Source organism: Amycolatopsis sp. EV170708-02-1 (assembly GCF_022479115.1).
In the GTDB taxonomy this organism is placed as follows: domain Bacteria; phylum Actinomycetota; class Actinomycetes; order Mycobacteriales; family Pseudonocardiaceae; genus Amycolatopsis.
Genome location: NZ_CP092497.1, coordinates 9,071,394 through 9,089,712, shown reverse-complemented (window position 1 = coordinate 9,089,712; position 18,319 = coordinate 9,071,394). Strand labels below are relative to the sequence as shown.

Genomic DNA, 18,319 nt, shown 5'->3' with positions numbered 1-18,319 from the left:
CCGAACGATCTGGGGACAAGGTGTCGTTCACCGTCGCCGAAGTGAATCATCCACGACAACCCGACGATCGTCGTTCCCAGTTACCGTTTACGGCCAGAGACGTTCTTTGTGCCAGGTCCCGTCCGCGCGCCGGTAGCGGAGCCGCCGGTGCCGGCGGTCGTGGCTCGCCTGCCAGAACTCCACTTCGGACGGCGTCACCAGGTAGCGGGTCCAGGTTTCCGGTGCCACACCGGGATTCTCCTCGACCCATCGCTCCGCTTCCGCGGCCGCGCGGTCGAGGTCGGCCGGATCTTCGAGCACCTGGGACTGCCTGCCGATGAACGCCTCCACCCGGGACGCCGGTGGCCGGGAGGTGAAATCGGCCGCGGACACCTCCGGATCGGCGACCGAGACCGGGCCGCGCATCCGGACCTGACGGCCTCGTCCCGGCCAGAAGAACGTCAGCGCGGCGAACGGATTCTTCGCCAGCTGAACACCTTTCGGGCTTTCGGAGCTCGTCGCGACCGCCCAGGTGTCCCCGTCGACGTCCTTGAGGATCACGACCCGCGCGTCCGGCACCCCGTCGGCGTCCACTGTGGACAGCGTGACGGCGTGCGGCGCCAGGACGTGTTCCCCCGCCTCGTCGAGCCACTCCAGGAAGAGCTCGCGCGGGGTCGCGGGAGTGGCCTCGGTGTCGAACTCCGGAAGTTCTTCGGGGAACGAAGGCCAGCCGCGCAGCGTGCGATCCATCAGTACCCCGGCGGGCGCTGCGGCGGATAGCCGGGCGCGGGCGGCGGATAGTGCGGCGGATGCTGGCCCGGCGGCGGACCCTGCGCGGGCGGCGGCCCGACCGGATACTGCGGCTGCTGCGGTTGCCAGCCGGGCGGTGGCTGCTGCTGGCCGGGAGGCGGACCGGGCGGTCCTGGCGGCATCGGCGGCTGCTGGCCCTGCGACTGCGCCCACTGCACCTGCTGATAGACCTCGGCCGGCTGCGGGAAACAGAACGTCAGCTTCGCGTTGACCGAACCCTGGACCGCCGCGCCCCACAGCTTCCCGCCGACGAACGCGTACATCTGCGCCGCCGACACGTCGACGGCCACCATGCGCGTCTCGCCGCCGAACTGGTTACCGGATTTCGCCGACGCGGCCTGCGCGGCGTCCGGGTACACCCGGTCACCGATCAGCCCGGCGATGACCACCGAGGCGGCCGTCCAGCCGACCGTGCCCATCACGTTCGCGCGCGCGTGCTGCGTCGCCAGCCGGGTGAAGTCGTACAACGCGGGTGCCGTCACCTCCGGGATCGCCGCGGCGACCACGCAGTAGTTCATCGTCGACATCATCACGGACTCGGTGAACAGGCCCACGACGGCGGCGCTCGGGCCGATCTGGACCGTGTTCAGCCTGCCCCCGCTGCGCTGGATGCGCTCTGCCACCGCACCCAGGTACTGCTCCTTGCTGAGCACTGACGCCTCCCGAAGACTCCTCGCGCACGGCCATCGTCGCACGAACGGCGATCTGCTTCACTGGACGCCACTATGCGACGTCTTCTGATCTTGCCGCTCGTCGTGCCGCTGCTGGCGGCCTGCGGGCCGACGGAACAGCCGCCGCCCGCGGCGAGTTCGCCCGCGCCGTCGAACACCCCGGCGCCCAGCATCCCGCCCGCCCCGGAACCCACCGGCAAGGGGCCGTGCCCGTATCTGGGCAACGAGTTCGTCTCGGAGGCCAACGGGCAGAAGGTCTCCAAGGTCAAGACCTCGGCCGATCAGCCGCATCCGGCCTGTTTCTTCTACGCGCTCAGCGGGAAACTGCAGCTCACCGTGCGCGTGTACGTCGGGGAGCCTGCCGTGGCCAAGGCGATCGTGGATCAGGCGGCGCCCATCGACACCTCCAACCCCGCCGACGAACCGGCGGGCTGGAAGGGCGGCTACCAACCCTCCGGCGAAGGCGCCGTTTACGCCGTCGCGAAGGGCGGGAACGCGGTAGTCGTGACCACCAACCAGAAGCAGAGCATCAAGGCACGTACGGTGGCGAAGGAGGCTATCGGTGAGCTGAAGCTCTAGGTAGTGGTATCCACACGTCAGAGTGAAGTTGATCTTGTACTACCCTGTGCCGCACGCGCGAGGTTTCGCGGGACCAGCGCGACGCCAGATCCGGCGGAGGCCGCCTTGCGGTGTGGCTCGGCGGCACAAAAGATCATTTCTCCCCATAAGACAAAAGGACAGGTTTCGTGGCTGACACCCTCAAGGAAATCTTGCTCGACTCCAGCCGTCGCCCGGCGGTCGTGAGCGACTTCGAAGGCCTCGTCGACGCCGAGGTCTCGGACAAGGGCGGCGTTTCGGGTGCCGTCGTGAAGACCGGCTTCGCCGCCGTCAAGAAGATCAAGCCGGGCATCATCCCCGCCGCCGTCGACACCCTGCTCGACGACTTCACCGTCGCCCTCGAGCCGTTCTACGGCGACTTCAAGGCCAAGGGTGGCAACGACTTCGGCGCCTACCTGGCCGGCCGTGGCGACGAGGCCTCGGACGCGCTCCTGTCGGTCACCGACTCGCGCGCCGAGAAGAGCAGCCGCGACAGCATCAAGAAGGTGTACTCGAAGCTGCGCCCGAACGGCAAGAAGAACGTCGAGGAGGCCCTGCCCCGCCTCGGCCAGCTGATCGACAAGCACGCTGCGGCTGTCTGATCGCGCGCTGACGTAAACGCGCCGAAGGGGCGTCGATCCGCTTCCCGTTCACGGGAGGTGGAGAGGCGCCCCTTCGTCATGTTCACGGTGTCGCGCCGAGCACTCGGAGCAGGCTCGTGCGCAGCGCGTCCGCCGCTTCGCCCTCGGACATCCGGCCGGAGTCGACCTCTTCGCCGGACGCGTGACCGAGTTTCACGGTGACCGCCACCAGCCAGCCCGTCGGCAGCCGATCATCGAACTCGCCCGTCGCCTTGCCCCGCCGGATGACGCGCTCGAGCCGCTCGGCGACCGGTGAATGGCGCCGCTGGTCGGCCTCCGGGCTCACCGGCAGGGAAGTGATCTTCCGGAGCAGGGCGGGGTATCGCCCGGACGTGCGACGTCCGGCCTCGATCAACCGCACCAGTGCCTCGGCGGCCGGGCCCTCGTCGAGGTCCGCGGCGTCCATCGCGGCGACAGCCTCTTCGGTGATGCGGTCGAGTACCGCGGCCAGAAGTTCCCCTCGTGAAGGGAAATGGGCGTAGACCGTCTGCCGGGTCACGCCCGCGGTGGTGGCGATGGCTTCGACGCCCGCGTCGGGATCCGCGCCGAGGGTCTGGAGCGCCGCGTCCAGGATCGAAGCCCTGCTGCGCTGTGCGTCGGAGCGCTGGTTCCGCGCCGAGGATCGAGGCATCTCTTACACCTTGTCAGAATTGATGGGCGGTGGATATCTTACAGCTTGTAAGAGATCGTTCGTGAGGCTGGGAGCAATCATGGAACCCTTCCACGGCGCAGACCCGAAGAAGTTCATCGCGGATTTCCACACGGCCTTCCACGAAGAACTGGTGAACAGCGACGAGGACGCGGGCGCGATCGTCGACCGCTATCACACGCCGGACATCGTGCAGATCGCCGACGGGCACCCGATGGACCGGGACAAGCTCATCGCGCATACCCGGCCGGTCCGCAAGAACCGGCCCACCGCGCGATGGGAGGTGCACGAAGCGGTGGCGGGCGGGGACCGCATCGCCGCCCGGAGCACCTTGTACGTGACGAATCGCAAGAGGGACCTCACGATGGAGGTGTACTTCTTCGGCGAGTTCACCCCGGACGGCCGGATGCGCCGGGGACACACGCTCACCCGCACCCTGCCCGGCGAAACGGCGACGGCATGAGCGAGCGCACCTACGCCGTGAGCGGAATGGTCTGCGGGCACTGCGCGGGATTCGTCACCGAGGAGATCGAAACCCTCGCCGGGGTCACCGCGGTGGCGGTGGACGTCGAGAACGGCACGGTCACCGTGACCAGCGACCGGAATCTCGACGTGGCTGAAGTCCGTGCCGCCGTCGAAGAAGCGGGCTACGAACTCACCAGGACGTGAAAGGGCCGCCCGGGACCGGAGAAGTGGTCCTGGGCGGCCCTTCGCGACAAGCAGAAGAGGGTGAGGCGTCAGTTCTTCTTGTCGGCGGAGCTCGCGTTCGAAGCCTGGTGCCCGTTCTTCGGAGCCGTCGGCTTCGCCGGAGCGGGACCGGAAGCGGCGGGCTTCGCCGGAGCGGGCTGCGCCGGCTTCGGAGCGGCCGCGGCCGGAGCGGCGGGCTTGGCGGGAGGAGCGGGCGGAGCCTTCGGCGGCGCGGGCGCGACCGGCGGCTCCTGCTTGGAACGCAGGGCGTAGGCGGCACCGGCGCCGACGACCGCGATACCGATCACCCACGGCCAGCGACGACGCTTGCGCGTCCCCTTCGCGGCGGTCTTCGCCTCGACGAGCGCGGCCTTGAAGTCCTTCTTCGCCGCCTTGAAGTCCTTCTTGCCCCGGCGCTTGGACTCACCGGCGGACTTCGCGGCCTGGATGGCGGCCTTGCGTGCCTTGCGGCCCGGCTTCCGCATCTCGGAAATCCTGGCCAGCGCCTCCTTACGAGCCGCCTTCGAGCTCCGCTTGAGCTCCTTGCGGGTCAGTTCCGTCTTCTTCGCGAGCTTCTTGCGCGCGCGACGGCTGGTCTTAGCGATCTCACCGGCGCTCTCGGAGAGCTTCTGCTCGGCTACCTCTACGGCGTGGGCGGTGGCTTCCTTACCCGCCTCGACAGCACGTTTGCGCAGGCCGAGCGCGCCGGCCTTCGCCGACTCGCTCACCGAATCTGCGGCCCGGGTCATGGCCTTCACCTCATCAATCGTTTTGATTCTGCTTCGTTGCTTGTAACCTATCGTGCCCCTTTTCCCCAGATCTTGCCGCAGATGGCACGATGAAGCTCGTGACTGAAAGCAAGGGATCCCTCATTGGTGGCGCGCTGAAGGCCACTCTGCACACCAACCAGGGTGACATCAACCTGAACCTGTTCCCCGACCACGCGCCGAAGACGGTCGCGAACTTCGTCGGGCTCGCCGAGGGCAGCAAGGAGTACACCCAGCCCAACGCGCAGGGCACGAACTCGGGCCCGTTCTACGACGGGTCGATCTTCCACCGCGTCATCGACGGCTTCATGCTGCAGGGCGGCGACCCGACCGGCACCGGCCGCGGCGGCCCCGGCTACAAGTTCGGCGACGAGTTCCACCCGGAGCTCCAGTTCTCCAAGCCGTACCTGCTGGCCATGGCCAACGCCGGACCCGGCACCAACGGCTCGCAGTTCTTCATCACCGTCGCGCCGACGACGCACCTGAACTTCAAGCACACCATCTTCGGCGAGGTCGCGGACCAGGCTTCCCGCGACGTCGTCGACGCGATCGGCCGCACGGCGACCGGTCCGGCCGACCGTCCGCTGCAGGACATCGTCATCGAAAAGGTCAGCATCAGCCGCTGATCGCAGAGCCTGTCACTGGGGATTTCGGTAGGTTGGTGGCATCGTGAGCCAACCACCGAATCCCCAGTACCAGCAGGCCGCCATGCCCGGCTGCTGGTGGCACCCGAACCGGCCGACCGGGCTGAGCTGTTCACGCTGCGAGCGTCCGGCCTGCCCGGATTGCCTGCGCGAAGCCGCCGTGGGCTTCCAATGCACGGACTGTGTCCAGGCCGGCCGTCAGCAGGATCGCGCCCAGCAGAAGCAGTACCGCGACGCCGGCTACGGCTCGCGCACGCTCGCGGGCGCCCAGCCCGTTCGGACGGCTGTCGTGACGCCGGTCCTCCTGGCGCTCAACGTCCTCATCTTCCTCGTCACGGTCGTCCAGTCCGGCAGCCTCGCGAACAACAACTTCTCCGAGCTGTTCCAGTACGGGCAGCTGTGGAATCCCGCGACGCTGGCCGGCGACGAATGGTGGCGGATCCTCACCTCGGGCTTCCTGCAGTACGGCCTGCTGCACATCGCGAGCAACGCGTTCTCGCTGTGGTTCGTCGGCCGCCCGCTGGAGACCGCGCTCGGCCGCGTCCCGTTCACGGTGCTCTACTTCGTCTCCCTGCTCGGTGGCTCGGCCGCGAACCTGGTCTTCAGCGATCTCGACGCCGTCCCGGTGGTCGGCGCGTCCGGCGCCATCTTCGGGCTCATCGGCGCGTACACGGTCATCGTCATCAAGCTGCGGCTCAATCCGACGTGGCTGCTGGTGATCCTCGGCCTGAACGTCTTCATCACCTTCCAGGTGCCGGGGATCTCGATCCTCGGGCACGCGGGTGGGTTCGTCGCGGGGCTCCTGGCCACCTTCGCGCTGCTGTACGCGCCGGACAAGAACCGGCTGAAATGGCAGCTCGGCGGGATCGCGATCGTCGTGGTGGCGATGATCGGGCTCGTCGTCTGGAAGGACTCGCAGACGATTTCCGCGACCTGCGAGCTCGCCACCAGCCGGGGTGTGCCCTCGTACGCCTGTTACCCGGAGTAGTCGCAGGCGGGGCCCGTCATCGACTCGCCCGAGAACACGCCACGTTCGCCTTACCCCACTACTACGACAACGCCTGACCTTTGAGGGCGGTGAGGACGTCCAGCACGTCGCGGGGGTCCTCACCGAGGTCGATCCGGCCGAACACCAGCAGGTGATCGCCGGATTCGACCTCCAGGGTCACACTGTCCCGGCCGAGCCGCCGCGTGGTGCGCAGCCGGAGCCGGGCTTCGGTCCAGGAGTAGCGGTGCGCACCGCTCACGGTCCTGGCCAGGAGTCCACCGGGGCCGGCCGCCAGCCGGGGACGGAGCAGGGTGCCGTGCAGCGCGAGCGCGCCCACGGACAGCATTGCGACCCCGGTCAGCACGGTGCCGCCGACGTCGCCGCCGATGGCCAGCCACAGCACGCCTGCCAGCAGCAACAGGGTGATCACCCAGGCCACTACCACAACGTTGCGCTGCGGCGCCCACGAGGTGGGGTAGTTATCCACAGGGGTTATCCACACTGGGGATGAGTCACACCGGTGTAATTCGGCGTCAAGCCGCCATCCGGGGTAATGCTCACCGCCACCGCATCGTCATGAGCAACCCGGCGATCATCAGCACGAAACCGATGGCGAAGTTCGTGTTGCCCAGATCCGCCATGAAGGGGATCTTGTCGCCCGCGATGTAGTTGACGACCAGCCACATCAGGCCGATCAACATGAGGCCGAACATCACGATCTTGTAGAACAGGTTCGACGGGCCCGCGGCCTTGACCTTCACCGGCGTGCGGCGATCGGTCGGCGGGGTGTACGCCGTCTTCTTGCGGACCTTGGACTTCGGCATCGTGTTCCTCGCGTACTGTTCGGCTTCCCTGGTGGCGATGACCCGCTTTCGGGTGCGCAACCAGCGCCACGTGCACACGTTAACGTAAACGAGCGCCGCTGGGCACCGTCCGGGACCGGTCGATTTCCCGCACTGTGACAATGGTGTCACACACGGTTCGGCAGCGGTTGGGTTCGAGACTGAGGAGCTTTGCGTGGCTGAGCGGGAAGAGCCGGGCGGGGACCGACGGCGGTACTCCGAACGACCCCCCGGCGGAGGCCGTCCGGCCCCCCGGCGTAGGCCGGAGGACGCAATTCCGCCCCGTCGTGCCTCCGGAGAGGCGCCTCGACGGCGGCCGCAGGACGGCGGCAGGGCGTACGACGGACCTCCGCCGCGCCGCCGGAGCGACGCGCCACCACCGCGCCGTCGTCCCATGCCGCCGCCGGGGTCGACCGAAGAGACGGTCGTCTTCGAACCGGTCGGGGGCGGCACCGCGACCGAGGAACGTCCGCCGCCCCGTGAGCTGGGCAAGGGCGGCGTCGCCATCCGGACCGTCGGCGAGCTCCTCATCACCGCCGGCCTGGTGGTGCTGCTGTTCATGGTCTACGAGGTCTACGTGACGGACCTCTTCTCCGCGGGCAAACAGTCCGAGGCCAGTTCCGAGCTGGACGGCGAGTGGGGCAAGGACCGGCAGCTGCACCCGGACCTGGTCGACGGGAAGGCGTTCGCCAGGATCCACATCCCGGTGTTCGGTGCCGACTTCAACTTCACCATCCAGGAAGGCACCACCGAGGCGGCGCTCGAAGTCGGCCCCGGTCACTACAAGGGCACGGCGCTGCCGGGCGAACCGGGCAACTTCGCCATCGCCGGCCACCGGGTCGGCAAGGGCGCGCCGTTCAACGATCTGGACAACCTCAGCTCGTGCGACCAGATCATCATCGAGACGCAGACCGACTTCTACATCTACAAGGTGCTGCCGTACAAGGACGAGGTCGAAGGCTGGGCGGAGGGCAAGGGCGCGCAGCCGAAGTGCAAGAACGTCGGGACACTGCGCAACCCGAACGCCCCCGACGGCGGTGCCTACGGTGAGACCAACGGCCGCCGTATCGTGTTCCCGACCAAGGGCGACACGGTGAACCCGGTGCCGTACAAGGACCCGGAGATCCTGCCGAAGGCCGACCAGGTCTCGCTGCTCACGTTGACGACGTGCCACCCGAAGTTCTCGGCGAAGGAACGGCTCATCATCCACGCGGTGCTGGCTCAGCAGGTGCCGAAGAACCAGGTCGGCTCCTACGCCGAACTCCTGCCCAAGATCTCGGAGGCGCGCTGATGTACGGCTGGATCTGGCGCAAGCTGCCGGGCCCCTTCGCGGTGAAGCTGGCGACGGCGGTCGTGCTGGCGCTCGGGATCGTGGCGCTGCTGATGTTCGTCGTCTTCCCGTGGCTGGAGCCGCGGCTCTGGTTCAACGAAGTGAGCGTCCAGTAGCCGCGCGGTTCGGCGTCTTCCTCGTCTCCGGGCGGTTTCCCGGGCAGGAGGACGCCGATGTGCTGCGCCGGTCGGTCGACGCCGCCATCGCCGCGGAGCGGGCCGGATTCGACGACGTGTGGTTCGCCGAGCATCACTTCATGCCGTACGGCGTCTGCCCGTCCGCGATCACCCTCGCCGCGCACGTGCTCGGCCGCACCGAGCGGATCACCGTCGGCACCGCGGTGAGCGTGCTGTCCGTCGCGCATCCGGTGGCGCTCGCCGAACAGTGGTCGCTGCTCGACGCCGTGTCCGGCGGGCGGCTGCGGATCGGCGTCGGGCGCGGTGGGCCCTGGCAGGACCTGGAGGTCTTCGGCACCGGCGCTTCCCGCTACGAAACAGGGTTCGAGGAGAGCCTCGACCTGATGCTCGCGGCGATGACGTCGAAGACGGTCTCGGCCGACGGGGAGCACTTCCGGTTCCGTGAGGTGCCGATGGTGCCGCGGCCGGAGCACGACCCGCGTCTGGTGGTGGCTTGCGGCGACGCCGGCTCGCGTGCCGTGCGGCTCGCCGCCGACCGGGGGCTGCCGATGCTGCTCGGCCTGCACACCGACGACGACGGCAAAATCGAAACCCTTGCCGCGTACGGGGATTCCGCCGCCGAACATGTATCGACGGTGATGTGCCAGGTCGGGGACGACGCGCTGGACGTCGTGCGGTCCGCGTTGCCCGGTTCCCTGAAGGAGGGCTTCGCCGGGCACGTGTACCTCGACGGCAAACGGGGCCTGGGCAAGGACCCGGTGTCCTATACCGACCGGCTGTGCGAGATGCACCCGATCGGCGGAGTGGAGTACTGCGTCGACAGGCTGGGGACGAGCATCCGGCGTACCGGGGTCTCCCACGTGATCATGATGGTGGAAGCGTCCGGTACGCCGGAGGGAACGCTCGAGAACATCGCGCGGATCGGGGAAGAGGTGCTACCCGCGTTGCGACGGGGTTAGCAGTCGCGGAGTTCGGGGCTCTGGTTCAGCAGCTGGCCGCGCACCGAGATGAACGCGCGGTAGCGGTCACTGTCCACTTGGGACGGCTTGAACGCGGCGACGCGGTGGCAGTTCTGGAACGCCAGCTTCACCCCGAAGTGCCGTTCCAGCCCGCCGCGGATGGAGTCCGAGGCCAGCGCCCGCAGCAGCTGGCCGCGTTCGGCCTCGCTCGGCGGCGGCGTCTCGTTGTCGGCGAACCCGTCGGCCGCGCCCTCGGCCTCCGCGATGACGCCGGTGATCACGGTCCAGGCATAGGGCAGGGACTCCCGGACACAGGCGACGAATTCGGCGTCGGAGACCTCCCCGCGCTCGGCCTTCTCCAGCAGCGCGGGCGATACATCCAGAGACATCGAACCTCCGAGAGAGACACGGTGAACATGGGCCGTCTACCTGACTACCCACCCGCGGCCCGAGCCACAAGAGAAAACGATCATCATCACCACTTTGGCGGAAGCCGTCGTCACTCCCAGCGAAAAAGCTTCGCCGCCACGACACAACTGCCCACCGCGAAAGCCGCCAACACGGCGAGTTGCAGCGGTTGCGCGCCGGTGCCGGTCCAGGCGTCTTCGAGGGCTTTGACGCCCGGCGGGATGTACGCGCCGATGTCGCGGATGGCCGCCGGGAGCAGCGGACGTGGCAGCCAGACGCCGCCGAGGAACATGACCGGGAGGTAGGCGATCAGCGCGATCCCGCCCGCCGCGCGGCTGGTCTTGGCGACCGAGGCGGCGATCAGCCCGAGGCCGAAGATCGCGGTCGTGCCGAGGACGAACGTCAGCAGGAAACCGAGCGGGTGACGAGGGGTGGGGACGTCGAAGACGACGCCCGCCGTCACGAGGAGGATGCCGACCCCGCCGATGGTCACGGTGACGTTGATGATCAGCTGCGCCACCAGCAGTTGGGCCGGGTGCACCGGAGTGGTGGCGAAGCGGCGGAGGATGCCCTGTTCGCGGTACGAAGCGATGATCCCGGGGATCGCTTGCAGGCCCATCATGGCGATGGTGAGCACGACCATCGACGGCACCCAGGCGTCGAGGAAGCGCATGCCCGTCGTTGTTCCGCTCTCCGCGCGAATGGCGGGTATGGCGCCGAGGACGGCCGTGATGGCCGTCGGCAGGACGAGCCCGCCGATGACGAAGCCGGGCGTCCGGAGGGCGAGTTTCGTTTCGGTGAGGGTGATCTTGGCGAGTGTGTTCATTTGTCGTCTCCTGGCTCAGTCGCGGCCGGTCAGGGTCACGAAGGCTTCGTCCAAAGTGGATTTACCGGCGCGGTCGCGGAGTTCGGCCGGGGTGCCGGAGGCGGCCACGCGTCCGGCGTCGAAGATCGCGAGGCGGTCGCAAAGGCGTTCGGCCTCGTCCATGAAATGCGTGACGAGCAGGACGGTGACGCCCGTGTCGCGCACGGCCTCGACGAGCTTCCAGGTGTCGCGGCGGGCGTGCGGGTCCAGTCCGGTGGTCAGCTCGTCGAGGACGGCGACCTCGGGGCGGCCGACCAGCGCGAGCGCGATCGAGACGCGCTGCTTCTGGCCGCCGGAAAGCTTGCCGAAGTACTTGTCCCGCTGCCCGGTGAGACCGAGCTTCGCGAGCAGGTCACCGGTGTCGGCGGGGTTCGCGTAGAAGGAGGCGTAGAGGTCGAGCGCCTCGTGGACCTTGATCTTGTCCGGCAGGCGGCTCTCCTGGAGCTGCGAGCCGAGGCGCTGCCGCAGCGCGGCGTGGTCCTTGCCCGGGTCGAGGCCGAGGACCGACATGGTGCCGGAGTCCGGTGTGCGCAGTCCCTGGAGGCATTCGACCGTGGTGGTCTTGCCCGCGCCGTTGGTCCCGAGGATCCCGAAGATCTCGCCCTGTTCCACGTGGAACGAAACGTCGTCGACCGCGACGTGCTCCCCGTACGTCTTGCGGAGGTTGGTGACTTCGATGAGTGGCATGCGAAAAACGTTATGGCGCAACGGACTTGGCCAGAATGGCGCTGAACCCACAGCTGGGGTGGGGCTGGACCCACCCTGATCGGGGGCCTGTGGTCACTGTGCCGGGCCGGGGCGGTGGGGAAGACTTCGTCGCATGATCCGCACCTACCTCACCTCAGTGCGCCGGGGCTTCGTGCTCGCGGGTTTGGCACTGGTGAGCTGGCTGGACCTGCTGCTCGAACTGGTGGGTTTCTGCCTGCTCTGTGTCGGCCTGGTCTTCGCCTACACTCTCGCGCTCGAAGGGACGCGTCCGCGTGCCGCGCTCACCCGTCGCCTGGCCGGACGCTGGTGCGGTGTCGAGGTCGAATCGCCCTATCGGCCGGCGCCGCCCGAACCGGAACGCGAGCGCGACGGCTGGTATCGCGACGGGAACAGCCTGTTCAAACGGTCGTGGTTCATCCGGTGGACCAAACGGTTCGAATGGATCTCCGACGATCCGGCGACCGGCCGCGACCTCGGCTGGCAGCTGTGGAATCCGCTCGCGGGCCTGCTGCTGATGCCCGCCGTTCTGCTGGCCGGGCCGCGCGCGCTGCGGCTGTACGGGAAATGGACGCGTTGGTGGCTCGGGCCCCGCCCGGCTCGCACCGGGGACGGTTGGATCAAGACGAGGCTGAAGGCGCTGGGGTTCCAGCTGGCCCTGTTCGCGCTTTCGGTCGCACAGCTCGGGATGGCGATCCCGACGCTGCTCACCCTGGTCTGGCCGTCGCCGCTGTTCCCGACGATGGTCGTCGCCGGTCGTTCGGTGACCGACACCCTGCGCCGCGAGGCCAAGAACTGGACCGGCGTGCGGATCGATCGCCCGTATCTGCCGGAGCCGCCGTTCCCCGTGCCGCGTGCGGACGGGATGTACCGGCACGGACGGCAGCTGTACGACACGCCGTGGTGGCCGGCGCGGCTGGCGCGTTTGCGCTGGGCGTTGCGTGACCGCGCGACCTGGCGTGATCTGGCCGGCGCGATGGCCAACTCCGTGGTGCTGGGGCTGCTGGCGGTGCCGACGGCGGCGCTGGTGGTCGGCGGTATCTGGGGCGTGGTGGCGCTGTGGGTCCGGCGGCCGTTCGGGCAAGCGCTCGCACTGACTCCTGTCGCCGTGGCGGCGTTCGTCGCCGGGCTGGCCGCAGCGCCGTGGCTCGCCCGTCTGGGAGCGCGTTTCGCGAAGCTGCTTCTCGGGCCGACAGAGGCTTCGCGGCTGGGGCAGCGTGTCGAACGGCTGAAGCAGACGCGGACCGACGCGTCGGTCGCGCAGGCCGCCGAGCTGCGGCGCATCGAGCGAGACCTGCACGACGGGGTCCAGTCGCGGCTGGTCGCGATGGGTATGAAGCTGGGCGCGGTCGAAGCGCTGATCGACAGCGACCCGGCCGCGGCGAAACGGCTGGCCGCCGAGCTGCGGCAGACGTCGTCAGAAACGCTGACCGAGTTGCGGCTGCTGGTGCGCGGGATTCACCCGCCGGTGTTGTCGGAGCGTGGGCTCGGTGACGCCGTGCGCGCGATGGCGCTCGACAGCCCACTGCGGGCTTCGGTGAACGGCACCTTGCCTCGGCTGGAGCAACCCGCGGAGGCGTGCGCGTACTTCGCGGTCAGCGAGTTGCTGGGCAACGCCGCGAAGCACGGTGAGGCACGGCGAGTGTCGGTCGAGCTGGGCTACGACGACGGTCTGCTGCGGATCGAGGTGACCGACGACGGCAAGGGCGGCGCGAACGCGGCCCGGGGGAGCGGGATTCGCGGGATCGAACGCAGGCTCGGCGCCTTCGACGGTACTTTTGCTCTGACCAGCCCGCCCGGCGGGCCGACGAAGGCGATCATGGAGATCCCGTGCCAGCTCGACCCCGATGCGTCGTCGCCGAGGACCAGTACCTCCTCCGAGACGGCCTGACGCATTTGCTGACCGCGCACGGATTCGACGTGGTCGAGGCGGTGGGCACCGGGCCGGAACTGGAGCGGGCGCTGCGTTCGCATCGGCCCGACGTTTCGGTGGTCGACGTCCGGATGCCGCCGACGCTCACCGACGAAGGTCTCCAGGTCGCGCTGGCCGTCCGGCGTGATATCCCCGGATTGCCGATTCTCGTTCTGTCACAACATGTCGAGCAGCTCTACGCGCGGGAACTCCTCGCCGACGGGGCCGGCGCGATCGGCTACCTGTTGAAGGACAGGGTGTTCAACGCGGACCAGTTCATCGACGCGGTGCGGCGGGTCACGGGCGGCGGCACCGCGATGGACCCCGAGGTGATCGCGAAACTGGTGGCGGGCAACGCATCCGACCCGCTGTCCGCGCTGACCCCGCGCGAACGCGAGGTGCTCGGACTGATGGCCGAAGGCTGCTCCAACGCCGCCATCGCTTCGCGGCTGCACTTCAGCGAGGGGGCGGTCGGGAAGCACACCGCGAACATCTTCGCGAAGCTCGGCATCGTCGCCTCGGACGACACGAACCGCCGGGTGCTCGCGGTCCTCGCTTACCTGGGAACGCCGTGAAGGCCTCCTTGAGGGACTCTGGGTCCCTCAAGGAGGCCTTCACAGAACGAAATCAGCCTCGCGAGATGCGGGTCATCTCTTCGCGTTCCACGACCTTGACGCGTTCCCGGCCGTGCGGGACGCCCAGCGACTTCTCGTGGGCGTCGAGCTTGCCCCAGCCCTCCCAGGTGGTGAAGGGAACGCCGCGTTCGGTCAGGAAGCCGAGGATCGCGTCGGGGTCCTCGACGGCCGGGGCCGTGAGGTTGTCGGCGTCGGCCAGCAGGCTCGCGATGGTTTCGGCCGCGTCGCCCTTGGTGTGGCCGATGAGGCCGACCGGGCCGCGTTTGATCCAGCCGGTCACGTAGACGCCCGGCACCTGGTCCTCGTCGATGTCCAGCACCCGGCCCGCCTGGTTCGGCACGGTCCCGGTGGTGTGGTCGAACGGGATCTCCGGCAGATGCGACGACAGGTAGCCCACCGCGCGGTAGACGGCCTGGACGTCCCAGTCGTGGAACTCGCCGGTGCCGCGCACGTTGCCGTCACCGGTCAGTTCGGTGCGCTCGGTCCGCAGGCCGGTCACCTTGCCGTCCTCGCCGACGATCTCGCACGGCGAGTGCAGGAAGTGCAGGTGCAGCCGCTTCGGCCGGTCGCCCTGGTCGCGGATCGCCCATTCCTGCAGCGTCTTCACGACCATGTCGATCTGCTTCGACGCCCGCAGCGCGGCGATGCTGCCCTCGTCGAACTCGATGTCCTCGGGGTAGACGATGACCTCGACGTTCGGCGAGTGGTCCAGCTCCCGCAGCTCCAGCGGCGTGAACTTCGCCTGAGCCGGGCCGCGGCGGCCGAACACGTGCACGTCGGTGACCGGGCTGGCCTTCAAGCCCTGGTAGACGTTGTCCGGGATGTCGGTGCTGAGCAGCTCGTCGGCGGTCTTCGCGAGGATCCGCGCCACGTCGAGCGCCACGTTTCCGACGCCGAGCACCGCGACCGAGGTCGCGTTCAGCGGCCAGGTGCGCGGCACGTCCGGGTGCCCGTCGTACCAGGAGACGAAGTCCGCGGCGCCGTAGCTGCCGTCGAGGTCGATCCCGGGGATGTCGAGCGCGCGGTCGGCCATGGCGCCGGTGGAGAAGATCACCGCGTCGTAGAACTGGCGCAGGTCGTCGAGCTTCAGGTCGGTCCCGTAGTCGACGTTGCCCAGCAGCCGGATGTTCGGCTTGTCGAGCACCTTGTGCAGGGCGGTGACGATGCCCTTGATCCGGGGGTGGTCGGGCGCGACGCCGTACCGGATCAGCCCGAACGGCGCCGGCATGCGCTCGAACAGGTCGATCGTCACGTCGGCGTCGGACTTGTCGAGGATGTCGGCGGCGTAGATGCCGGCCGGACCGGCACCCACGATGGCTACACGAAGAGAACGGCTCACTCCTACCACGGTAAGTTAGGCAGCCCTAACAATCATTGTGATCTGGCGTACGGTCCACCTGGTGGGAGCCGCTAAGCTGGCTTCATGCGCGTGCTCGTCGTCGACAACTACGACAGTTTTGTCTACAACCTGGTCCAGTACCTGGCCCAGCTCGGCGCCGACTGCACCGTCTGGCGTAACGACGTGGTGGACATCGACAAGCTCGGCGAGTTCGACGCGGTCCTCGTCTCTCCCGGCCCCGGAACCCCGGAACGCGCTGGTCAGAGCATGGATGTCATCCGCAAATGCGCCGAAGAGCGCATCCCGATGCTCGGCGTCTGTCTCGGTCACCAGGCCCTCGGCGTCGTCTTCGGTGCCACCGTCGACCGCGCCCCGGAACTGCTGCACGGCAAGACCAGTCAAGTCCACCATTCGGGCGACGGTGTGCTCGCCGGGCTCCCCGCGGAATTCACCGCCACGCGGTACCACTCGCTGACCGTTTTGCCCGAAACCATCGACGAGGCCGTGTTCGAGATCACAGGCCGTACCGAGTCCGGTGTCGTGATGGGCATGCGGCACCGCGAGCTGCCGCTCGAAGGCGTCCAGTTCCACCCCGAGTCCGTGCTCACCCAGGGCGGTCACCGGATGCTGGCGAACTGGATGGCCTCCGCCGGGCATCCGGTCCCCGACGCCACCGTCAACGAACTCGAACAGGCGACCCGCGCGCTGCAGAAGGCCGCTGCTGCGTGACCTCGCTGATCCGGCTCGAAGGAGTCGGTAAGCGCTACGGCCGCGGCGAACCCGTGCTCGCCGACGTCGACCTCGACGTCCCGGCGGGGCGCGTGATCGGCGTCCTCGGCTCGAACGGCTCGGGGAAGTCGACGCTGCTCAGGATCCTCGCGGCACTCTCCCGCGAGACTTCGGGAACCGTCGTGGGCGGCCCGCGCGTCGGCTACGTGCCGGACCGCTTTCCCGCGGGACAGCGGATGAGTGCCAGGGCGTACCTGCGGCATATGGCCCGCATCGACGGCCATGTCGACTTGTCGGCGATCGATCCCCTGCTGGACCGGCTGGTGCTGGTCGGCGGCCCGGACGCGCCCTTGCGGACCCTGTCGAAGGGCAACGCCCAGAAGGTCGGCCTCGCCCAGGCCGTCCTCGCCGAGCCGGAGCTGCTGATCCTCGACGAGCCCTGGTCCGGTCTCGACGTCGAAGCGCACACCGTGCTCGGCGAACTCGTCGCCGAGACCAAGGAACGGGGCGCGAGCGTGGTCTTCACCGACCACCGGGCCTCCGTCGTGCACGCCCACGCCGACGACGTCTACCGGATCGACGACGGCCTGCTGACCCGCGTCGAAACGACCACGAAAACCGAGAGCGCGACAAGGATCGTCCTGCACGGTCCCAGCGGCGATTGGTCTTCGGAACCAGGCGTGACCCAGGCCGTCGCCGAGGACGGGAAAGTCGTCCTGACGGTCGAAGCCGGGCACGCCGACGCGGTCCTGCTCCGCGCGCTCAACCGCGGCTTCTCGGTCCGGGAGGTGGCGCCGTGCTCGCCATGACCCGCTACTACCTCGCGCTGCTCGGCCACTCCCAGCGCTACCTGCCGGCGATCCTCGCCTACCTCGCGGTGAACACCGTGCTCTACACGGATCCGAAGTCGCCGCTGCTGCCGCAGTACGGGATCAGCGCGGGCTCGCTCCTGGTGGTCTCGTGCTGGCTGACCATCGCGATGCTCGACGTCGAAGACCCGGTCCAGCGGCTGGTGACCTTCAGCCACGCGCGACGCTGGCGGTCGGTCCTCGGCGGAGCCACGCTGGCCGTCTTCGGCTGCGCGGCCGTGCTGATCCTCGTGACGGTGCTGTGGTCAGGCCTGCGTTCAGGCGGCTTCCCGATCGGCGCGCTCGCCCTCGGGACGGCTGCGCACGCGCTGTGCGCGCTGTTCGGGATCGCGATCGGCCTGCCCTGTTCGCGGCTGCTGGTCCCGCGCGTCGGCTGGTCCGTCCTGGCCGCGATCTTCGCCCTCGCGGCGGTGCTGCTGGTGAAGTGGCTGCCGCTGGCCAACCCGTTGCTGCGCGCCTTGACCTCGCAGCAACCACTGACCGGCCCGTTCGTGGTGGCCGTCGTGGCGGCGGTGGCCGCCTTGCTGCTGAGCGCCACGGCCGTCGGTTATCTGCTCCGGCGCAACGCCTGATGCCGCGGCTCATCGTGCTCAACGGCCCGCCCGCCTGCGGGAAGTCGACCCTCGCCCGGCTGTACGCCGAAGACCATCCGCTGACGTTGAACCTCGACATCGACCGGCTTCGCGGCCTCCTCGGCGCCTGGCGCGACGACGCCGCGAAAGCCGGAACGCTCGCCCGCGACCTCGCTGTGAGCGCCGCTCGCACCCATCTGCTCGCGGGCCACGACGTGATCGTCCCGCAATTCCTCGGCCGCGCCGAGCTCCTCGAACGCCTCGAAACGCTCGCCGCGGAGACAGGTGTGGAGTTCCACGAGATCGTCCTTCTCGACACCAAGGACAACATGCTCCGGCGGTTCGCCGAACGCACACGCGCGGCGGCCGAGCCCGAACACGTCGAGGCGCACGAGATGCTGGACGGGCCCGAACGGCTGGCGGAGATGTACGACCGGCTCGTGGCGCTCATCGCTTCGCGGCCGAAGGCGGTCGTGGTGCGGACCAGCGCCGGACGGATCACGCAGGCCTATCAGGGACTGCTCGAGAAGCTGACATGAAAAGGGCCCCGCACGAAACCGTGCGGGGCCCTTTCACCTCAGCGC

25 protein-coding genes are annotated in these 18,319 nt (G+C 68.7%); 15 read left to right on the top strand and 10 right to left on the bottom strand.

The features are described from left to right. Nucleotides 1–87 precede the first annotated feature (87 nt). Together MJQ72_RS41745 and MJQ72_RS41740 are read right to left on the bottom strand one after the other, a co-directional pair. Entirely contained in the window at nucleotides 88–729 is a 642-nt protein-coding gene (locus MJQ72_RS41745; protein ID WP_240596362.1) for a pyridoxal 5'-phosphate synthase, read from the bottom strand. Further along, nucleotides 729–1,442, bottom strand: coding sequence for a hypothetical protein (locus MJQ72_RS41740; protein ID WP_240596361.1), 714 nt, complete (start codon nucleotides 1,440–1,442; stop codon nucleotides 729–731). Before MJQ72_RS41740 ends, MJQ72_RS41745 begins: the two co-directional genes overlap by 1 nt. 72 nt (nucleotides 1,443–1,514) lie before the next feature. Here MJQ72_RS41740 and MJQ72_RS41735 point away from each other — a divergent pair, with 72 nt between their 5' ends. Both MJQ72_RS41735 and MJQ72_RS41730 read left to right on the top strand, forming a co-directional pair. Then, the gene (locus MJQ72_RS41735) at nucleotides 1,515–2,039 is read left to right on the top strand and encodes a DUF2020 domain-containing protein (protein ID WP_240596360.1); all 525 of its coding nucleotides are present in this window, start codon (nucleotides 1,515–1,517) and stop codon (nucleotides 2,037–2,039) included. 167 nt (nucleotides 2,040–2,206) lie between these two features. After that, nucleotides 2,207–2,659: a DUF6918 family protein gene (locus MJQ72_RS41730; RefSeq protein ID WP_240596359.1), complete on the top strand. Its 453-nt coding sequence runs from the start codon at nucleotides 2,207–2,209 to the stop codon at nucleotides 2,657–2,659. Between the two features lie 82 nt (nucleotides 2,660–2,741). On the opposite strand, the gene MJQ72_RS41725 is transcribed toward MJQ72_RS41730, so the two are convergent. Beyond that, on the bottom strand, nucleotides 2,742–3,329 hold the full coding sequence (locus tag MJQ72_RS41725) for a TetR/AcrR family transcriptional regulator (protein ID WP_240596358.1): 588 nt from the start codon (nucleotides 3,327–3,329) through the stop codon (nucleotides 2,742–2,744). Between the two features lie 79 nt (nucleotides 3,330–3,408). Here MJQ72_RS41725 and MJQ72_RS41720 point away from each other — a divergent pair, with 79 nt between their 5' ends. Together MJQ72_RS41720 and MJQ72_RS41715 are read left to right on the top strand one after the other, a co-directional pair. Beyond that, nucleotides 3,409–3,810, top strand: coding sequence for a nuclear transport factor 2 family protein (locus MJQ72_RS41720; RefSeq protein ID WP_240596357.1), 402 nt, complete (start codon nucleotides 3,409–3,411; stop codon nucleotides 3,808–3,810). Continuing rightward, complete coding sequence (locus MJQ72_RS41715) at nucleotides 3,807–4,016, top strand: heavy-metal-associated domain-containing protein (RefSeq protein WP_240596356.1); 210 nt, start codon at nucleotides 3,807–3,809, stop codon at nucleotides 4,014–4,016. Before MJQ72_RS41720 ends, MJQ72_RS41715 begins: the two co-directional genes overlap by 4 nt. Before the next feature lie 68 nt (nucleotides 4,017–4,084). Here the strand turns inward: MJQ72_RS41715 and MJQ72_RS41710 are convergent, their stop codons facing one another. Continuing rightward, nucleotides 4,085–4,783 (bottom strand): hypothetical protein, encoded by a 699-nt coding sequence (locus MJQ72_RS41710; RefSeq protein WP_240596355.1) that lies wholly within the window; start codon nucleotides 4,781–4,783, stop codon nucleotides 4,085–4,087. A gap of 89 nt (nucleotides 4,784–4,872) precedes the next feature. On the opposite strand from MJQ72_RS41710, the gene MJQ72_RS41705 reads away from it, so the two are divergent. Continuing rightward, nucleotides 4,873–5,427, top strand: a complete 555-nt coding sequence (locus MJQ72_RS41705) for a peptidylprolyl isomerase (protein WP_037333946.1) — start codon at nucleotides 4,873–4,875, stop codon at nucleotides 5,425–5,427. A 43-nt stretch (nucleotides 5,428–5,470) separates the two neighbouring features. Next, nucleotides 5,471–6,433 carry a rhomboid family intramembrane serine protease gene (locus MJQ72_RS41700; protein WP_240596354.1) on the top strand — a complete coding sequence of 321 codons (963 nt, stop codon included), beginning with the start codon at nucleotides 5,471–5,473 and terminating at the stop codon, nucleotides 6,431–6,433. Between the two features lie 61 nt (nucleotides 6,434–6,494). Here the strand turns inward: MJQ72_RS41700 and MJQ72_RS41695 are convergent, their stop codons facing one another. Together MJQ72_RS41695 and crgA are read right to left on the bottom strand one after the other, a co-directional pair. Beyond that, the gene (locus MJQ72_RS41695; protein WP_315860925.1) at nucleotides 6,495–6,872 is read right to left on the bottom strand and encodes a PH domain-containing protein; all 378 of its coding nucleotides are present in this window, start codon (nucleotides 6,870–6,872) and stop codon (nucleotides 6,495–6,497) included. Between the two features lie 118 nt (nucleotides 6,873–6,990). Beyond that, nucleotides 6,991–7,257 (bottom strand): cell division protein CrgA, encoded by a 267-nt coding sequence (gene crgA, locus MJQ72_RS41690; RefSeq protein WP_034322048.1) that lies wholly within the window; start codon nucleotides 7,255–7,257, stop codon nucleotides 6,991–6,993. 412 nt (nucleotides 7,258–7,669) lie between these two features. On the opposite strand from crgA, the gene MJQ72_RS41685 reads away from it, so the two are divergent. From MJQ72_RS41685 to MJQ72_RS41675, 3 genes are read left to right on the top strand one after another with little or no spacing between them, the layout of a single operon-like run. Then, complete coding sequence (locus MJQ72_RS41685) at nucleotides 7,670–8,566, top strand: class E sortase (protein ID WP_240596352.1); 897 nt, start codon at nucleotides 7,670–7,672, stop codon at nucleotides 8,564–8,566. Further along, nucleotides 8,566–8,721: a hypothetical protein gene (locus tag MJQ72_RS41680; protein WP_005161850.1), complete on the top strand. Its 156-nt coding sequence runs from the start codon at nucleotides 8,566–8,568 to the stop codon at nucleotides 8,719–8,721. Before MJQ72_RS41685 ends, MJQ72_RS41680 begins: the two co-directional genes overlap by 1 nt. Further along, nucleotides 8,694–9,701 (top strand): LLM class flavin-dependent oxidoreductase, encoded by a 1,008-nt coding sequence (locus tag MJQ72_RS41675; RefSeq protein WP_240601558.1) that lies wholly within the window; start codon nucleotides 8,694–8,696, stop codon nucleotides 9,699–9,701. Before MJQ72_RS41680 ends, MJQ72_RS41675 begins: the two co-directional genes overlap by 28 nt. Here MJQ72_RS41675 and MJQ72_RS41670 read toward each other — a convergent pair. The 3 genes from MJQ72_RS41670 to MJQ72_RS41660 form a co-directional block, all read right to left on the bottom strand. Then, nucleotides 9,698–10,090: an SCO5389 family protein gene (locus MJQ72_RS41670; RefSeq protein ID WP_034321968.1), complete on the bottom strand. Its 393-nt coding sequence runs from the start codon at nucleotides 10,088–10,090 to the stop codon at nucleotides 9,698–9,700. The genes MJQ72_RS41675 and MJQ72_RS41670 overlap by 4 nt on opposite strands. 110 nt (nucleotides 10,091–10,200) lie before the next feature. After that, the gene (locus tag MJQ72_RS41665; protein WP_240596351.1) at nucleotides 10,201–10,935 is read right to left on the bottom strand and encodes an ABC transporter permease; all 735 of its coding nucleotides are present in this window, start codon (nucleotides 10,933–10,935) and stop codon (nucleotides 10,201–10,203) included. A gap of 15 nt (nucleotides 10,936–10,950) precedes the next feature. After that, on the bottom strand, nucleotides 10,951–11,661 hold the full coding sequence (locus tag MJQ72_RS41660; RefSeq protein WP_240596350.1) for an ABC transporter ATP-binding protein: 711 nt from the start codon (nucleotides 11,659–11,661) through the stop codon (nucleotides 10,951–10,953). Nucleotides 11,662–11,794: 133 nt separating this feature from the next. Between MJQ72_RS41660 and MJQ72_RS41655 the strand changes: the two genes are divergently transcribed. Both MJQ72_RS41655 and MJQ72_RS41650 read left to right on the top strand, forming a co-directional pair. Continuing rightward, nucleotides 11,795–13,570, top strand: coding sequence for a sensor histidine kinase (locus MJQ72_RS41655; RefSeq protein WP_240596349.1), 1,776 nt, complete (start codon nucleotides 11,795–11,797; stop codon nucleotides 13,568–13,570). Further along, nucleotides 13,510–14,166, top strand: coding sequence for a response regulator transcription factor (locus tag MJQ72_RS41650; RefSeq protein WP_240596348.1), 657 nt, complete (start codon nucleotides 13,510–13,512; stop codon nucleotides 14,164–14,166). Before MJQ72_RS41655 ends, MJQ72_RS41650 begins: the two co-directional genes overlap by 61 nt. Nucleotides 14,167–14,218: 52 nt before the next feature. Here the strand turns inward: MJQ72_RS41650 and MJQ72_RS41645 are convergent, their stop codons facing one another. Continuing rightward, a complete protein-coding gene (locus tag MJQ72_RS41645; RefSeq protein ID WP_240601557.1) occupies nucleotides 14,219–15,538 on the bottom strand; it encodes an FAD-dependent oxidoreductase in 1,320 nt (439 codons plus the stop codon). A gap of 111 nt (nucleotides 15,539–15,649) precedes the next feature. On the opposite strand from MJQ72_RS41645, the gene MJQ72_RS41640 reads away from it, so the two are divergent. From MJQ72_RS41640 to MJQ72_RS41625, 4 genes are read left to right on the top strand one after another with little or no spacing between them, the layout of a single operon-like run. Continuing rightward, nucleotides 15,650–16,294, top strand: a complete 645-nt coding sequence (locus MJQ72_RS41640) for an aminodeoxychorismate/anthranilate synthase component II (protein WP_240596347.1) — start codon at nucleotides 15,650–15,652, stop codon at nucleotides 16,292–16,294. Then, on the top strand, nucleotides 16,291–17,103 hold the full coding sequence (locus MJQ72_RS41635) for an ATP-binding cassette domain-containing protein (protein WP_240596346.1): 813 nt from the start codon (nucleotides 16,291–16,293) through the stop codon (nucleotides 17,101–17,103). The genes MJQ72_RS41640 and MJQ72_RS41635 overlap by 4 nt, the downstream gene beginning before the upstream one ends. Continuing rightward, on the top strand, nucleotides 17,091–17,735 hold the full coding sequence (locus MJQ72_RS41630) for a hypothetical protein (protein ID WP_240596345.1): 645 nt from the start codon (nucleotides 17,091–17,093) through the stop codon (nucleotides 17,733–17,735). Before MJQ72_RS41635 ends, MJQ72_RS41630 begins: the two co-directional genes overlap by 13 nt. Continuing rightward, nucleotides 17,735–18,274 carry an AAA family ATPase gene (locus MJQ72_RS41625; RefSeq protein WP_240596344.1) on the top strand — a complete coding sequence of 180 codons (540 nt, stop codon included), beginning with the start codon at nucleotides 17,735–17,737 and terminating at the stop codon, nucleotides 18,272–18,274. The genes MJQ72_RS41630 and MJQ72_RS41625 overlap by 1 nt, the downstream gene beginning before the upstream one ends. Nucleotides 18,275–18,319: the final 45 nt, after the last annotated feature.

Excerpts from the sequence above, each read along its gene's own strand:
- MJQ72_RS41665 (WP_240596351.1), bottom strand. The coding sequence starts at position 10,935 with ATGAACACACTCGCCAAGATCACCCTCACCGAAACGAAACTCGCCCTC.
- MJQ72_RS41655 (WP_240596349.1), top strand. The coding sequence starts at position 11,795 with ATGATCCGCACCTACCTCACCTCAGTGCGCCGGGGCTTCGTGCTCGCG.
- MJQ72_RS41715 (WP_240596356.1), top strand. The coding sequence starts at position 3,807 with ATGAGCGAGCGCACCTACGCCGTGAGCGGAATGGTCTGCGGGCACTGC.
- MJQ72_RS41680 (WP_005161850.1), top strand. The coding sequence starts at position 8,566 with ATGTACGGCTGGATCTGGCGCAAGCTGCCGGGCCCCTTCGCGGTGAAG.
- MJQ72_RS41640 (WP_240596347.1), top strand. The coding sequence starts at position 15,650 with ATGCGCGTGCTCGTCGTCGACAACTACGACAGTTTTGTCTACAACCTG.
- MJQ72_RS41745 (WP_240596362.1), bottom strand. The coding sequence starts at position 729 with ATGGATCGCACGCTGCGCGGCTGGCCTTCGTTCCCCGAAGAACTTCCG.
- MJQ72_RS41625 (WP_240596344.1), top strand. The coding sequence starts at position 17,735 with ATGCCGCGGCTCATCGTGCTCAACGGCCCGCCCGCCTGCGGGAAGTCG.
- MJQ72_RS41735 (WP_240596360.1), top strand. The coding sequence starts at position 1,515 with ATGCGACGTCTTCTGATCTTGCCGCTCGTCGTGCCGCTGCTGGCGGCC.
- MJQ72_RS41670 (WP_034321968.1), bottom strand. The coding sequence starts at position 10,090 with ATGTCTCTGGATGTATCGCCCGCGCTGCTGGAGAAGGCCGAGCGCGGG.
- MJQ72_RS41705 (WP_037333946.1), top strand. The coding sequence starts at position 4,873 with ATGAAGCTCGTGACTGAAAGCAAGGGATCCCTCATTGGTGGCGCGCTG.
- MJQ72_RS41685 (WP_240596352.1), top strand. The coding sequence starts at position 7,670 with ATGCCGCCGCCGGGGTCGACCGAAGAGACGGTCGTCTTCGAACCGGTC.
- MJQ72_RS41720 (WP_240596357.1), top strand. The coding sequence starts at position 3,409 with ATGGAACCCTTCCACGGCGCAGACCCGAAGAAGTTCATCGCGGATTTC.
- MJQ72_RS41725 (WP_240596358.1), bottom strand. The coding sequence starts at position 3,329 with ATGCCTCGATCCTCGGCGCGGAACCAGCGCTCCGACGCACAGCGCAGC.
- MJQ72_RS41710 (WP_240596355.1), bottom strand. The coding sequence starts at position 4,783 with ATGACCCGGGCCGCAGATTCGGTGAGCGAGTCGGCGAAGGCCGGCGCG.
- crgA (WP_034322048.1), bottom strand. The coding sequence starts at position 7,257 with ATGCCGAAGTCCAAGGTCCGCAAGAAGACGGCGTACACCCCGCCGACC.
- MJQ72_RS41660 (WP_240596350.1), bottom strand. The coding sequence starts at position 11,661 with ATGCCACTCATCGAAGTCACCAACCTCCGCAAGACGTACGGGGAGCAC.